The organism is Pseudomonas sp. NPDC087690 (assembly GCF_044743175.1).
Lineage (GTDB): Bacteria > Pseudomonadota > Gammaproteobacteria > Pseudomonadales > Pseudomonadaceae > Aquipseudomonas.
In genome coordinates this window covers 24,619-39,912 of record NZ_JBIUVX010000007.1, presented here as the reverse complement: position 1 = coordinate 39,912, position 15,294 = coordinate 24,619, and the positions used below count along the sequence as shown (strand labels likewise).

At 60.1% G+C, this 15,294-nt stretch carries 12 protein-coding genes; 3 read left to right on the top strand and 9 right to left on the bottom strand.

The window, feature by feature from the left end:
* Nucleotides 1-15 precede the first annotated feature (15 nt).
* The 5 genes from ACIPIZ_RS11060 to kdpF all read right to left on the bottom strand — a co-directional run bounded on the left by ACIPIZ_RS11060 (nucleotide 16) and on the right by kdpF (nucleotide 7,554).
* Nucleotides 16-2,667, bottom strand: coding sequence for a sensor histidine kinase KdpD (locus tag ACIPIZ_RS11060; protein WP_122661648.1), 2,652 nt, complete (start codon nucleotides 2,665-2,667; stop codon nucleotides 16-18).
* 137 nt (nucleotides 2,668-2,804) lie between these two features.
* Entirely contained in the window at nucleotides 2,805-3,350 is a 546-nt protein-coding gene (gene kdpC, locus ACIPIZ_RS11055; protein ID WP_150648291.1) for a potassium-transporting ATPase subunit KdpC, read from the bottom strand.
* A gap of 343 nt (nucleotides 3,351-3,693) precedes the next feature.
* Entirely contained in the window at nucleotides 3,694-5,751 is a 2,058-nt protein-coding gene (gene kdpB / locus ACIPIZ_RS11050; RefSeq protein ID WP_401165315.1) for a potassium-transporting ATPase subunit KdpB, read from the bottom strand.
* Between the two features lie 10 nt (nucleotides 5,752-5,761).
* On the bottom strand, nucleotides 5,762-7,456 hold the full coding sequence (gene kdpA, locus ACIPIZ_RS11045; RefSeq protein WP_122661649.1) for a potassium-transporting ATPase subunit KdpA: 1,695 nt from the start codon (nucleotides 7,454-7,456) through the stop codon (nucleotides 5,762-5,764).
* An 8-nt stretch (nucleotides 7,457-7,464) separates the two neighbouring features.
* The gene (gene kdpF / locus ACIPIZ_RS11040) at nucleotides 7,465-7,554 is read right to left on the bottom strand and encodes a K(+)-transporting ATPase subunit F (RefSeq protein WP_007899818.1); all 90 of its coding nucleotides are present in this window, start codon (nucleotides 7,552-7,554) and stop codon (nucleotides 7,465-7,467) included.
* 398 nt (nucleotides 7,555-7,952) lie between these two features.
* Here kdpF and eat point away from each other — a divergent pair, with 398 nt between their 5' ends.
* The 3 genes from eat to ACIPIZ_RS11025 all read left to right on the top strand — a co-directional run bounded on the left by eat (nucleotide 7,953) and on the right by ACIPIZ_RS11025 (nucleotide 10,403).
* On the top strand, nucleotides 7,953-9,317 hold the full coding sequence (gene eat, locus ACIPIZ_RS11035; RefSeq protein WP_064391420.1) for an ethanolamine permease: 1,365 nt from the start codon (nucleotides 7,953-7,955) through the stop codon (nucleotides 9,315-9,317).
* A gap of 222 nt (nucleotides 9,318-9,539) precedes the next feature.
* Nucleotides 9,540-9,707 carry a DUF2897 family protein gene (locus tag ACIPIZ_RS11030; protein WP_080896048.1) on the top strand — a complete coding sequence of 56 codons (168 nt, stop codon included), beginning with the start codon at nucleotides 9,540-9,542 and terminating at the stop codon, nucleotides 9,705-9,707.
* Nucleotides 9,708-9,845: 138 nt separating this feature from the next.
* Complete coding sequence (locus ACIPIZ_RS11025; protein ID WP_064391421.1) at nucleotides 9,846-10,403, top strand: TetR/AcrR family transcriptional regulator; 558 nt, start codon at nucleotides 9,846-9,848, stop codon at nucleotides 10,401-10,403.
* Here the strand turns inward: ACIPIZ_RS11025 and fabF are convergent.
* The 4 genes from fabF to ACIPIZ_RS11005 form a co-directional block, all read right to left on the bottom strand.
* Entirely contained in the window at nucleotides 10,400-11,674 is a 1,275-nt protein-coding gene (fabF, locus tag ACIPIZ_RS11020) for a beta-ketoacyl-ACP synthase II (protein ID WP_064391422.1), read from the bottom strand. The two genes, ACIPIZ_RS11025 and fabF, sit on opposite strands and share 4 nt — an antisense overlap.
* Nucleotides 11,675-11,696: 22 nt before the next feature.
* Nucleotides 11,697-12,500, bottom strand: a complete 804-nt coding sequence (locus ACIPIZ_RS11015; RefSeq protein WP_401165311.1) for an SDR family NAD(P)-dependent oxidoreductase — start codon at nucleotides 12,498-12,500, stop codon at nucleotides 11,697-11,699.
* A gap of 214 nt (nucleotides 12,501-12,714) precedes the next feature.
* On the bottom strand, nucleotides 12,715-13,050 hold the full coding sequence (locus ACIPIZ_RS11010; protein ID WP_122853879.1) for a helix-hairpin-helix domain-containing protein: 336 nt from the start codon (nucleotides 13,048-13,050) through the stop codon (nucleotides 12,715-12,717).
* A gap of 111 nt (nucleotides 13,051-13,161) precedes the next feature.
* Nucleotides 13,162-15,156 carry a polysaccharide biosynthesis protein gene (locus ACIPIZ_RS11005; protein ID WP_401165309.1) on the bottom strand — a complete coding sequence of 665 codons (1,995 nt, stop codon included), beginning with the start codon at nucleotides 15,154-15,156 and terminating at the stop codon, nucleotides 13,162-13,164.
* Nucleotides 15,157-15,294 lie beyond the last annotated feature (138 nt).

Below are 15,294 nucleotides of genomic sequence, written 5' to 3'. Positions count from 1 at the left end.
GTAGCGCAAGCGAAGTCAGGCTTCATCATCCATCCCCGGCTGGGTCTGCAAGGGCAGGTGCAAGGTGATGCAGGTGCCGCGCCCTTCGATGCCGTCGGCAACGCTGATCCGCCCGCCGTGCGCGCCGACCATGCCCTGACAGATCGCGAGGCCAAGACCGGTGCCCTGGCCGCCGCGATCACCGCGCGCGGCGGTGTAGAACATGTCGAAAATCTTCGCCCGCTCGTCCTCGGGAATCCCCGGGCCCTCGTCGCTGACCGAGAAGAAAATCTCTTGGTCATTGGCTCCCGCATTCAGTTGCAGACGACCGTGAGGTGGCGAGAACCGTGCAGCGTTTTCCAGCACATTGACCAGCGCCTGTTCGATCAGCGCGGCATGTACGAACAGCAACGGCAACTCGCCAGGCACATCGGTACTGACCTGCAACGGCGCCAGCACCGCGCGCAGCCGATTGAGCGAACTGCCGACGATGTCCGCCGGCGACACCCAGTCCCGCGCGAGCTTCAAGGCGCCATGCCCGAGGCGGGTCATGTCGAGCAGGTTCTGAATGTAGCGATCGAGGCGTTCGGCTTCATCACGAGTGCCTTCGAGCAGTTCGCGGCGATCCTCCAGCGGAATCGCTTCGCCCAGCGCCAGCAGGCTGTCGATGCTGCCGCGCATGGCGGTCAGTGGCGTGCGCAAGTCGTGGGACACCGAGGCCAGCAACGCGCTGCGCAATTGCTCGGTTTCGCCATGCAGGCGTGCGGCTTCGAGATCATCCGCCAGTTGCGCACGGGCCAGCGCTTGCGCCAGTGGCTGACTCAATGCGGTGAGCAAGCGCCGACGCTGACCGCTCAAGGTCTGGCCCTCTTTGGCGCAGACACCGAGCAACGCCAGCGGCCCATCTTCAACGGAAAGCGGCCACCACCACCAGCGCCCAAGCGGTAGCGTGCCGGTGCCCATGCCTGCCGGTTGATCGTGTTGCCAGGCCCAGTCAGCGGCGGCGCGTTCGGACTCGGTAAATTGCAGCGGGCCACCGGTCTCGACTTTCCAGCCGTTCTGGCCATCGCGATTGAGCAGGCACAGTTGCAGATCGCTCCAGCCATTGAGGTGTTGCGCGGCAGCACTGACCACGGCCTGACGGTCGGTGGCGGCAGTGAGTTTGCGCGACAGGTCGAGCAGTTCGGTGGTCTCTTCCTGCGTGTCGCGCAATGCCTGCAATTGCCGCCGCTGGCGCGCCGCAAGGTTGCCGGTGAGCGCCGCCATCAGCAGGAAAAACAGCAGGGTCAGCACGTCTTCTTCGCGCTGGATGCTGAAGGAAAAATTCGGTGGAATGAACAGAAAATCGTAGGTCAGAAACGACAACGCCGCGCACGCCAACGCCGGACCGAGGCTGCTGCGCACCGCCACCAGCAACACCGCAGCAAGGAACACCAGCGAGATGTTCGGCAACGGCAGCACACTCGACACCGCCCATGCCAAGGCGCTGGCCAAAACCGTGGCGACCAGCGCCAGCGCATAGTCGAACCACACCAGCGTCAGTGGGTTGCGCGGGCGTGGTTGATGCTGTTGTTGATCGCTGTCGAGGACGTTGATTTCCAGACCGTGCGCCTGCCGCAGTAATCGCGCAGCGAGACCGCCACCGAACAGGCGCCGACGCAAACGTGGTCGCGACTGGCCGACCAGCACCAGGCTCGCACGGCGTTCAGCGGCATGCTGGATCAGGGTTTTTGCCACTTCGCCGGCACGCAGTAAAACCACTTCACCGCCGAGGCGTTCGGCCAACTGCTGGGCACTTTGCAAGCGCAGCCGCGACTGCTCGTCACGCACGCTGCCGTTGTCGACATGCACCAGACTCCAAGGCAGATGCCGACGCTGCGCAACACGACTGGCATGCCGCACCAGACGCTCGGCCTGGGCATCGCCATCGACCCCGACCAGCAGACGTCCGCGCACCGCTGGCGCCGCCTGACCGAGTTGACGATAGCCTTGCGCAAGATCGTTATCGACCTGCGCGGCAGCGGTTTGCATCGCCAGTTCGCGCAATGCCGTGAGGTTGGTCTGGGTGAAAAACGCATCAATGGCCGCCCTCGCCTGCTCCGGCACGTAGACCTTGCCTTCGCGCAGACGCTCGAGCAATTCGCGCGGTGGCAGGTCGATCAGCAGCAGTTCGTAGGCTTCTTGCAGGACCCAGTCCGGCAGGGTTTCGCGAACCTGCACACCCGTGATGCCGCGCACCTGATCGTTGAGACTTTCCAGGTGCTGGACGTTGACCGTGGTGAACACGTCGATGCCGGCGGCGAGCAGTTCCTGAATGTCTTGCCAGCGTTTCGCGTGACGGCTGCCGGGGGCGTTGCTGTGGGCCAGTTCATCGACCAGCACCAGTTTCGGCCTGGCGGCGAGGATGCCGTCGAGGTCCATTTCTTCGAGCATCACGCCACGGTATTCCGAGCGCACCAACGGTTGCTGCGGCAGGCCGCCAAGCAGTGCTTCGGTTTCGGCGCGGCCGTGGGTTTCGACCACGCCGGCGAGGACTTTCACGCCTTGGCGAAGCTGCGTGTGGGCGGCCTGGAGCATGGCGTAGGTTTTGCCGACACCAGGGGCGGCGCCGAGGAAAACCTTCAGGCGGCCACGGCCGTCACGGGGCAGATCTGCTAACAGTGCATCGGCGCGGCCGGAGTCGCTCATGCTTGATGTTCTCTCTTCCTGATGATCGTTCTCACGCTCTGCGTGGGAATGCAGCCCGGGACGCTCTGCGTCCCACCAAAGCGGACGCGGAGCGTCCATTGATGCATTCCCACGCAGAGCGTAGGAACGATCATCTTCTACAGTTTTTCCAGCGCCATGTTCAGCTCAAGCACATTCACCACCGGCGGCCCCACCAGCGGCTGTTCGATGTGCGTATCGAGCAGTTGTTGCAAGGTCGACACCGGCAGGTCTCGCGCGGCCGCGACTCGCGCCAGTTGATAGGCAATCGCTGCCGGAGGCAAGTGCGGATCGAGACCACTGCCGGAGGTGGTCAGCAAGGCCAATGGCACCGGCCCCTGGCCGGGAACCTGCAACTTGTTGGCGTCATCGATCACCCGCGTGGCGAGTGCCGGATTGCTCGGTGCCAGGTTGCTGGCGCTGCTGGAAACGGTAGCAAACGCACCGGCGGAGGGACGTGGGTGAAACCACGCATCGCCGACGAAATCCTGGGCGATCAGCGACGAGCCACGGACTTTGCCATCGGCGTCATGCACCAGGCTGCCGTTGGCTTGAGCGGGGAATGCGACTTGCGCGACACCGGTTACCACCAGTGGATAGGCGACGCCGGTGACCAGGGTCATCAGCACCAGCAGGCTGAGGGCGGGACGTATCATTGTGGACATTGCAAGATCCTCGAATTCGTTGGGCAAACTTTGGTGGGGTGTCAGGGAGCTCTTTTCCCCCTCACCCCAGCCCTCTCCCCCAAGGGGGCGAGGGGGAAAGGGAGCCGATTTATGTGCTTTTCAAAATCTGAGTTCGGCTCGGTATCTCAAGTCTGTGAAACTCTGAAAAACCACTCGGTCAGTCCCCTCTCCCCCCATGTCGCTGAGGAGAAATGGAGCCGATCCTTGTGCTTTTCAAAACCTGAGTTCGGCTCGGTAATTCAGGTCGATGTACCTCTGTTTAACCACTCGGTCAGTCCCCTCTCCCTCTGGGAGAGGGTTAGGGTGAGGGGCTCTTCAAAACTCAAACCAGATGCATCGCCGTGAGCAGCATGTCGATCGCCTTGATTCCCACGAACGGCGCCAGAATCCCGCCGAGTCCATAGATCAGCAAATTGCGTCGCAACAACGCCGCTGCACTCGCTGCCTGCACGCGCACACCGCGCAACGCCAGCGGGATCAGCACGACGATGATCAACGCGTTGAAAACAATCGCCGAAAGAATCGCGCTCTGCGGACTGGTCAACTGCATGATGTTCAACACGCCAAGCTGCGGGTAAATCGAGGCGAACAGCGCCGGCAGGATCGCGAAGTATTTGGCGACGTCGTTGGCGATGGAAAAAGTCGTCAAGGCACCGCGCGTCACCAGCAATTCCTTGCCGATCTGCACCACGTCGAGCAGCTTGGTCGGGTCGCTGTCGAGATCGACCATGTTCGCTGCTTCGCGGGCAGCCTGGGTGCCGTCGTTCATCGCCATGCCGACGTCAGCCTGGGCCAGCGCCGGGGCATCGTTGGCACCGTCGCCGCACATCGCCACCAGACGCCCGTCGTTCTGCTCGTGACGAATGCGCGCGAGTTTCTTCTCCGGGGTGGCTTCGGCGAGCACGTCATCGACGCCCGCTTCAGCGGCGATCGCAGCAGCGGTCAGCGGGTTGTCGCCGGTGACCATTACCGTGCGAATTCCCAGTTTGCGCAGTTCGGCGAAGCGCTCGCGAATGCCCGGTTTGACCACGTCTTTGAGATGGATCGCGCCGAGCAGTTTGCCATCGGCGCAAACCAGCAACGGCGTGCCACCACTCTGGGCAATCTTGTCGATTTCCCGCGACAGGGCCGGAGCCAGATCGGAGCGTTTCTGGCCGAGGAAACTCAGTAGCGAATCCACCGCGCCTTTGCGGTAGACGCGACTTTGATAGTCGACGCCGGACAACCGGGTTTCTGCGCTGAATGGCACAGCGGTCAGGGTTTCCGGCGCCGGCTCAGGTTGCGGGTGCAGGCCACGCAGGTACTCGACGATGGATTTACCTTCAGCGGTTTCGTCGGCCAGCGAGGCGAACAGCGCACCTTCGGCCAGCTCGCGACCTGTCACACCGGGCGCGGCATACACCGCACTGCAGCGACGGTTACCGAAGGTGATGGTACCGGTCTTGTCGAGCAACAGCACATGCACGTCACCCGCCGCTTCCACCGCACGGCCGGACTTGGCGATCACGTTGAGGCGCACCAGACGATCCATCCCGGCAATACCAATCGCCGAAAGCAGGCCGCCAATGGTGGTCGGAATCAGCGTGACCAGCAGTGCCACCAGAAACACCAGCGGCAGGCTGCCGTTGGCGAAATGGGCGAACGGTTGCAGGGTCACGACCACCAACAGGAAGATCAACGTCAGGCCGATCAACAGAATATCCAGCGCGACTTCGTTCGGCGTCTTCTGGCGTTTGGCGCCTTCGACCAGCGCGATCATGCGGTCGAGCGTCGACTCGCCGGGATTGACGGTGATTTTCACCAGCAACCAGTCGGACACCAGTCGGGTATTACCGGTGACGGCCGAGCGGTCACCGCCGGACTCGCGGATCACCGGCGCCGATTCACCGGTGATCGCCGCTTCGTTGACCGCCGCGATGCCTTCGATGACTTCGCCGTCACCGGGGATCATCTCCCCGGCTTCGACGCGCACCACATCGCCTTTGCGCAAACTCGCCGCGGGCACCACCTGAAAGCTGCCATTGGCTTGTTTGCGCCGGGCGCTGAGGCCTTCGCTGCCAGCCTTGAGGCTGTCGGCGCGGGCCTTGCCACGGCCTTCGGCCAAGGCTTCGGCGAAGTTGGCGAACAGCACGGTGAACCACAGCCACAATGCAATTTGCGCGGCGACGAAGGTCGGCACATCGGCATCGGGAATGAAGCACAGCACAGTGGTGAAAATTGCCGTCAGTTCGACCACCAGCATCACCGGCGAACGCTTCAGTTGCCGAGGGTCGAGCTTGACGAACGCTTGCACCAGCGCCGGCCGCCACAGGGCCGAGATCGCGGTTTTCGCTTGTTCCGGCGCCTTGACGGCGGCGGGTTTGATTGCGGGCATATTCATCGATAAGTCCTCAGAAGCCCAAGCTCAGATGTTCGGCGATTGGGCCCAAAGCCAGAGTCGGCAGGAAGGTCAGGCCGCCCACCAGCAGAATGGTCACGGTCAGCAGGGTCACGAACAGCGGGCCATGGGTCGGGAAGCTGTTCTGGCCGATCGGTGCGGTTTTCTTCATCGCCAGGCTGCCGGCCAAAGCCAGAACCGGGAGGATGTAACCGAAACGACCAATCAACATGCCCAGGCCCAGCATCAGGTTGTGGAACGGCGTATTCGCGCTGAGGCCACCGAATGCCGAACCATTGTTGGCGCTCGCTGAGGTGTAGGCATAAAGCAACTGGCTGAAACCGTGCGGGCCGGGGTTGCTGATGGTCGCCGCAGCACTGGGAACCGCAGCGGCAATCGCACCGAGCACCAGCACGCCCACCGGCATCACCAGCAAGGTCACCACCAGCAATTGCACCTCACGCGCCTGGAGTTTCTTGCCGAGGTATTCCGGGGTTCGCCCGATCATCAGACCGGCGAGGAACACTGCGATCAGCACGTTGAGCAACATGCCGTAGAGCCCGGCACCGACGCCGCCGAAGATCACTTCGCCAACCATCATGTTGACCAGCGCGACCATGCCGCTGAGCGGGTTGAGGCTGTCGTGCATGCCGTTGACCGAGCCGTTCGAGGCCGCCGTCGTCGTCACCGACCACAGCACGGTGGCGGTGGTGCCGAAGCGCGCTTCCTTACCTTCCAGCGGCGCGGTCTGTTCGACGGCAGCGTTGTTCAGAGTCGGATTCGGCTGATACTCGGCCCACAGCGACGTTGCACCGCCGATCAGAAACAGCGCGAGCATGCAGGCGATGATCGCGCGGCTCTGACGCAGGTCTTTGACGTAATGGCCGAAAGTGAAGACCAGCGCCACCGGGATCAGAATGATCGAAGCGACTTCGAACAGATTGCTCCACGCGGTCGGGTTCTCGAACGGATGCGCCGAGTTGACGCCGAAGAAGCCTCCACCGTTGGTGCCCAGTTGCTTGATCGCAATCTGGCTGGCCGCAGGACCCAGCGGAATCACTTGATCAACACCTTGCATCGTCACCGCGTTGACATACTGCGCGAAGGTTTGCGGCACGCCCTGCCAGACCAGATACAGCGCCAGCAGCAGGCACAGCGGCAACAGGCCGTAGAGGGTGGCGCGGGTCATGTCGACCCAGAAGTTGCCGAGGGTTTGCGTCGACTTGCGACCGATACCACGGCACAACGCAACCAGCACGGCGAGGCCGGTGGCGGCGCTGACGAAGTTCTGCACGGTGAGGCCGACCATCTGGCTCAGGTAGCTGAGAGTCGCTTCACCGCTGTAGGACTGCCAGTTGGTATTGGTCATGAAACTGACCGCGGTGTTGAACGCCTGCGTCCATTCCTGGCCCGGCAGGTTCTGCGGGTTCAGTGGCAAGTGATCCTGAAACAACAGGATCGCGAACAGCAGCAGGAAACCGGCGAGGTTGAAGGCGAGCAGCGCCAGCGTGTACTTCTGCCAGCTCTGCTCAGCTTCGGGATCAACACCCGCAATGCGATAGCAACCGCGCTCGACCGGGCCGAGAATCGGCGTCAGCCAGGTGCGCTGACCTTCCATCACTTTGTAGTAGAAGCGCCCGAGCAGCGGCGCCGGCAGCAAGACCAGCGCGAAAAACGCGAGGATCAGCCAATAGTCATAACTGTGCATAGCCGCTCCTAGTTCCGATCCGCGCGCAACAGCGCAACCAACAGATAAATGAACAGCCCCACTGCCAATAGCAGTGACACCCCGTCCAGAACGCTCATGGAAGATCTCCGTGTTACGGCGTATTGCCGCGTGTGCAGTGATTGTCGGAAAGGAGGCTGTAAAGGAACGAGAGCGAGGGTGTTGGCTGTGCATAAAGAAAGCGTAAAGAGTGGGTTTATGCGGGCGTTACGGGGAGGTTTTCTGGCGTTTGTGCAGGCCTCATCGCGAGCAGGCTCACTCCTACAGTTGGAATGCGTTCCCCTGTAGGAGTGAGCCTGCTCGCGATAGCGTCAAAAAAGGCACCACTGCACCCAACTGGCGCATAAATACGGGCCATCCATCTGCGAACATCCCCGATACGACAGCTTTCAACTCATTACGACTTGTTTCAGCGCACTGGCACGCCCACTGCACACGCCCTCCCCCGAGCTTTCCAAACCGTTCAGGGAGCAAATGCATGAACACACAACTCAAACCCACGCTGGGCACGTTGCACCTGTGGGGCATTGCCGTCGGGCTGGTGATTTCCGGGGAGTATTTCGGCTGGAGCTACGGCTGGGGCGTTGCCGGAACACTGGGATTTCTGGTGACTTCGTTCATGGTCGCTACCATGTACACCTGCTTCATTTTCAGCTTCACCGAACTCACTACCGCGATTCCCCATGCGGGTGGGCCGTTTGCCTACAGCCGTCGCGCCTTCGGTGAAAAAGGTGGATTGATTGCAGGCCTTGCCACGCTGATCGAGTTCGTCTTCGCGCCCCCGGCGATTGCCTTGGCCATCGGCGCCTACCTGAATGTGCAGTTTCCGGCGCTCGATCCGAAACACGCGGCGGTCGGCGCGTACATCGTGTTCATGGGGTTGAACATTCTCGGCGTGAAGCTGGCGGCGACTTTTGAACTGATCGTCTGCGTGCTGGCAGTGGCTGAACTGCTGGTGTTCATGGGCGTGGTCGCGCCGGCGTTCAGCTTCAGCAATTTCGCGCTCAATGGTTGGGCGGGTTCGGACGTGTTTGGCGCACCGGCGATTGCCGGGATGTTCGCTGCCATTCCATTTGCGATCTGGTTCTTCCTCGCCATCGAAGGTGCGGCAATGGCCGCCGAAGAAGCCAAGGATCCGAAGCGCACGATTCCCAAAGCCTACATCAGCGGCATCCTGACGCTGGTGTTGCTGGCGATGGGGGTGATGTTCTTCGCGGGCGGTGTCGGCGACTGGCGTACCCTGGCCAACATCAACGATCCACTGCCGCAAGCGATGAAAACCGTGGTCGGTGACAACTCCGGATGGCTGCACATGCTGGTGTGGATTGGCCTGTTCGGGCTGGTGGCGAGTTTCCACGGGATCATTCTTGGCTATTCGCGACAATTCTTCGCCCTTGCCCGCGCCGGTTACCTGCCCGCTTCATTGGCGAAACTGTCGCGTTTCCAGACGCCGCACCGCGCGATCATCGCCGGCGGCGTCATTGGCATCGCGGCAATCTACAGCGACGGTCTGATCAACCTCGGCGGCATGACCCTCACCGCCGCGATGATCACCATGGCGGTGTTCGGCGCGATCGTGATGTACATCATGAGCATGCTCAGCCTGTTCAAACTGCGTAAGTCGGAGCCGAACCTGGAACGCACTTTCCGCGCGCCGTGCTATCCGTTGATTCCGATGATTGCCTTGGTGCTGGCGGTGGTTTGTCTGGTGGCAATGGCGTGGTTCAACACGTTGATCGGGCTGATCTTCCTCGGCTTCATGGCCGTAGGCTTCGGCTACTTCATGCTCACCGGCCAGTTGCGTGCCAATGCACCGGCCGACGCCATGCTTACGGGCCAGTAGACCCTCATGTAGGAGCTGCCGAAGGCTGCGATCTGTTGACTTTGTTTTTTTAGAAACAAGATCAAAAGATCGCAGCCTGCGGCAGCTCCTACAGGGAATTAAGGTGCAGCAGGGATATCGGGCCTAGAATGGAACCACTGCGAAGTAACTTCGCTCAAAAGTGGTACGCAGTGTTGCACGGCGAAATTCTCGTCCGTCACGCTGACATTAAGGAGAGCCGTTATGCCCTGGTATGCCTGGTTGATTCTGGTCGTTGCAATCGGCTCGATCGTCGGCGGTTTGATGATGTTGCGTGACACCGCCAACAAGGTCGAACTGACCGATGAAGAACGCAAACGCGTCGCGGCCCGCAATGCCGAAGCGGACGCCAAAGAGGCGCAAGACCGCTGACAAAAAACCCCGCCTGACTGGCGGGGTTTGTTTTTCAAAGACCTGTCGGACTTATCTGCATGCTTTTTAGAAGTAGAAGTACAGTCACCATTTAATTTTCCTTGGTTAAGATGGGGGCATTGTTGCGGAGAGCTCCACATGCGTTACTCGCAGGATCATAAAGCCCAGACCCATCAGCGCATCATCAAGGAAGCCTCGGCGCGATTCCGCAAGGACGGCATCGGCGCGACAGGCCTGCAGCCGTTGATGAAAGCACTGGGGCTGACCCATGGCGGCTTCTATTCACACTTCAAGTCCAAGGACGAGTTGGTAGAGAAGGCCTTGCAGGAGGCTGGCGATCAGGTCGATGGTCTATGCGCTGAATTGTTTTCTCAGGAACACCCTCGCCAGGCATTCATCGAAACCTACCTGTCTGAATGGCATCTGACTTCGCCCCATGAAGGATGCCCGCTGCTGACCATTTCTTCCGAACTTGGCTTGCGTGGCCAGGCAAGCCCGACCAGCGACAAGATTCTCAATGCGCGACTGGAGCAGATAGAGGAAACCCTGACTGGCGAAAACAGCGCTGACCGGGCCATTGTCATCATGTCGACACTGGTCGGGGCGCTGTTGCTGTCACGCAGTGTCGCGGACGCCGAGTTTGCGCAACGCATTCTCGATGTTGCCCGCGACCACCTCAAACAGTCCGACGATTAAGCCTGCCAACGCTTGAACAACACGCTGGCATTGACCCCGCCAAAACCGAAGCCGTTGGACAACGCATATTCGATCGGCATCGGCCGCGCTTGCCCATGGACGATGTCCACGCCTTCGCTCGCGGGATCAGGATTGTCGAAGTTGAGCGTCGGTGGCACCACCTGATCGCGGATCGCCAACAACGTGAAGATCGCCTCGAGACCACCCGCTGCCCCCAGCAAGTGGCCTGTGGACGACTTGGTGGAGGTCACGGCGATTTTCCTCTCAGTGCCAAAGAGCGACTTGATCGCTGCCAACTCACCAAGATCGCCCACCGGTGTGGACGTGGCATGAGCATTAAGATGCTGTATCTGATCCGGGGCTACCCCGGCCTGTGCCAGCGCCAACGCCATCGCCCTGCGCGCCCCGCTACCGTCTTCCGGCCCGGCGGTCAGATGATAAGCATCGGCACTGGTGCCATAGCCAACCAGCTCGGCCAGAGGCTGAGCGCCCCGAGCCAATGCGTGTTCCAGCGACTCGATCACCAGCAGGCCGGCGCCCTCGCCCATTACGAAGCCGTCACGACCGCTATCGAAGGGGCGTGATGCGCGCTCGGGAGTGTCGTTGTAGCCGCTCGATAGCGCCCGTGCCGCCGCGAAACCGGCAAGACTGACGCGGTCGATACAGGCTTCCGCGCCGCCACACACCGCGATGTCCGCTTCACCGGAGCGTATCAAGCGCGCAGCATCGCCAATCGCCTGAACCCCGGCGGCACAGGCAGTCACCGGTGCGCCGAGCGGGCCCTTCAGACCATGCTGAATGGAAACGTGACCTGCGGCGAGATTGACCAGAAACGACGGAATGGTGAATGGCGACAAACGTCGCGGGCCTCGGCTATCGGTTGTGCGCACGGCGTCGGCAATCGCGCCGAAGCCGCCGACACCGGAGCCGATGATGGTTGCCGTTCGCGCCTGATCGTTTGCGTCAGTGGGGTGCCACCCCGCCTGCTGCAATGCCTGTCGGGCCGCTTCCATGGCAAACAGAATGAAGCGGTCCATTTTCTTCTGTTCTTTCGGTGGGGTAGCGCGGTCCGGGTCAAAACCGGCCTCGGCATCCTCCTCCAGTGTCGGCACCCGTCCGCCGACACTTGTCGGCAGATCCGCGACCACCGCTTCCGGCAGATTGCGTATACCGGAGCGACCGGCCAGCAAGCGCTGCCAAACCGCTTCGACACCGCTGCCCAACGGTGAAACCAGGCCCATACCCGTGACCACTACTCGACGCTGATCCATACCGTGGTTACCTCTGATCAATTCAATTGCCTGACTTGTAGCGTTGGGCTGCCGAGCTACGCGAAAGGTTCGGTGCCATGACGTGCCGCGCGGCTACGAAGGCCTTCCACTCGCCCGCATCGGGCAACGACGGAATGGTGATCAACTCGCCCTGATCCAGTCCCGCCAACGCCGCATCGACCATTTCACCGGCTTCCATGACCATCTCGGCAGGAATGCCACTGGCATCGATCCCGGAACGTTCCCAGATTTCAGTGCGGGTTACACCCGGCAACACGGCCTGGACTTGCACGCCAGTACCTTCAAGCTCCGCGTTCAGCGACTGGGTCAGGCTCAGCACATAGGCTTTGCTAGCGCTGTAGGCCGCATTGAAGCGCTCGGGAAACAGCGCCACTACCGAGGCGATATTGATGATCATGCCCCGTCCGGCCTTGGCAAAACCCGCAGCGGCCGCCGATGCCAGACGCGTCACTGCGGTGATGTTCAACTGGATCAAGCGCTCCAACTGATCGAGGTCTGCATTGGCCAGCAGACCGTCAGCGGCAACCCCGGCATTGTTGACCAGCAGGCTGATGCTCGAATCGCCGCGCAAGCGCTGCTCAAGTTTGAGCACATCATCCTTTTGCGTCAGATCCGCTTTGAGCACCTCAACCTGAACGCCATGCGCATCGCGCAATTTATCTGCGGCGATCTCCAGACGTTCCTGATCACGGGCAACCAACAGCAGATCAAAACCGCGTGCGGCCAGTCGCTCGGCGTAAATCGCACCGATGCCGGAAGAAGCGCCAGTGACGAGAGCCACACCTGGGTTTTTTGCGGAATTCATGCCGGTACTCCTGAAAATGCTCGAAATGGAAAGGCCGCTGGAGGAACAGGCAGTCAGCGGCGGCAATTTATTATAGGCATAATCCAAAGCTCATATGATAGCCGTAATTTTTCATTGTCCGACTAAACGTGTTTATAACCTTGCGGTCCGTCTGTGTAGTGACAAAAGAAAAAAGGCCGGTCAATGACCGGCCTCATGGCTTGGAAAATTTAGTTTAGTTCACTTCCAGCTTTTCACGATTGCGATCCAGAATCGCCTTGCCGATTCCTTTCACTTCCAGCAACTCATCCACTGACGCAAATGGCCCGTTTGTTTCTCGATATGCAACAATTGCCTTGGCCTTGGCTTCACCTACGCCGGACAGCTCCTTCTGCAAGGTCGGCGCGTCTGCGTTGTTGAGATCGATTTTTTCCTTCGCAGAAGTGGCGGCCACCTCCATCACCAAAGACGCCTTTGGCGGCTCCGACACAGTAGCCGGCGCCGCAATCGCGGTAATTGAGGCGCTGGCGAGCAGGGTAAAAATCAGCGAGTAGAAGTAACCGGTACGCATAAAGTGACGCTCCATCATCATTTGAGAAAGCAACTTTTCCGAAGCTGCTCCTCAAACTTAGGCCACGATGGGCATTAGTCAAAAATGCGTGCGTTACAGGATGTGAAACAATCAGGGCTCGAGACGGCGTTGCTGGTATATCCAGTCGACAATCTCGCCGTCTGGGGTGTAGCCGCTGACGGTTTCACGCAGGAGTTGGCGGACTCGCGAGTAATCATCCTTTTCGACGGCAACAAGCAATTCGCTCAGTCTGGCCTTGAGCACATCCCACGGCAGGTGATCTTCATTGGCAGTCATGATCATCGGGTGCGGTGTCGCTGCGACGTTGTCGCCGATCAGCAGCTCTTCGTAGAGTTTTTCACCAGGACGCAGCCCCGTGAACTCAATGGCCAGATCACCCTGTGGATTGCGATCGGAACGAATGCTCAAACCGAAGAGATGGATCATTTTCTCCGCCAGTTCGACGATTTTGACCGGTTCGCCCATATCCAGAACAAATACATCTCCACCCTGTCCCATCGATCCGGCCTGAATGACCAGTTGCGCAGCCTCGGGGATAGTCATGAAGTAGCGGGTGATCTTGGGATGCGTGACCGTCAGCGGTCCGCCCGATTTGATCTGGCTGTGGAACAACGGAATCACCGACCCCGACGAACCCAGTACATTACCGAAACGCACCATGGTAAAGCGCGTCTTGTTGACTCGAGAGACATTGGAACTGTCGCCAAACAACACCGGGGCAATCTCACGGCTCAAAGCCTGAAGGGTCAACTCGGCCAGACGCTTGGTGCTGCCCATGACGTTGGTCGGACGCACGGCCTTGTCGGTGGAGATCAATACGAAGTTTGAAACGCCAGACTGCAAAGCCGCCTGAGCGGTATTGAGGGTACCGATGACGTTATTGAGAACGCCTTCGGCGATATTGTGCTCGACCATCGGCACATGCTTATAAGCTGCCGCATGGTAAACCGTATCGACCTTCCACGTTTTCATCACGTCGAGCAGCTTGTCCGGATGACGGATCGAACCGAGGATCGGCAGCAGCTTGACGGGTACCGATTCACGACTGCCACGCTGTTCCAGCTCCGAAAGGATACTGTAAAGGTTGAACTCGCTGTGCTCGAACAACAACAGCGTGGTCGGCTCCAGAGAAAAGATCTGTCGGCAAAGTTCGGAGCCAATCGACCCGCCGGCCCCGGTGACCATGACAATCTTGCCTTTGATGCAGCGCTCCAGCAGATCAGGCTGGGCGGGCACCGCGTCGCGTCCCAGCAAGTCGGCAATATCGACTTCCTGGATATCTTCGACCTTCACTCGTCCGCTGGCCAGATCAGTGAAATTGGGAACACTGCGCACGTGCAGGGGAAAGCCTTCGAGCAGATTAAGGATTTCCCGACGACGAGCACGCGTCGAGGACGGCAGAGCCAGGAGAATTTCCTGCGCACCGGTCATATCGATCATCTGCTGAATGTGTTTGGGCTTGTAGACCTGAAGCCCGGAAATCGAGCGATCAGAGATGCCCGGGTCATCATCGATAAAGGCTACCGGGCGCATGACCCGCCCCATACGAAGCGCCGCCACCAACTGATTACCGGCAACACCCGCCCCATAAACAGCAACTTTGGTCAGGCCGTCGTCACGATTGGTGAACGGTACGTGCTGGGCGGCGGTGAACCAGTCGCCCATGAAGTAATGGCGCATGCACAGGCGCAGACCGCCGATGATTACAAGGCTCAGCCACCAGTAATTGAAAATGATCGAGCGCGGTACGACCGCTTCGTGATTGCTGTACCAGTACACGACCAGCGCCAGAATCAACGAAGAAAGACTGACGGCCTTGATGATCACCACCAATGCGTCGTTGCCGAAATAGCGCATGACTGCCCGGTACATGCCAAACCGGATAAACAGCGGGATAGCCACGATGGGAGCGCAGACGAACAGCCACAGGTGCACTTTGAACGGATTGACCATCTCGTCGATGCCCAGCCGGACGATGAACGCCAGCCACAGTGCTAGCCAGACTAGGCCGACATCCGTCAAAACCTGAATCAATCGCTTCTGGCGACGCGGCAATCCCAGCAAGAATTCGCGCATTCTGTTCATACTCCCCTGTACCAATCTGGCCTACTCCCTTGGGTTGAATCGGCGGTTGACATTGTACGGAGGTGAGGGCTTTCGTTACAGAAAAAAGAATGTATGTAATCACATCGTTGCGAAGCAGGCTAACTCTGCCTTCATCTG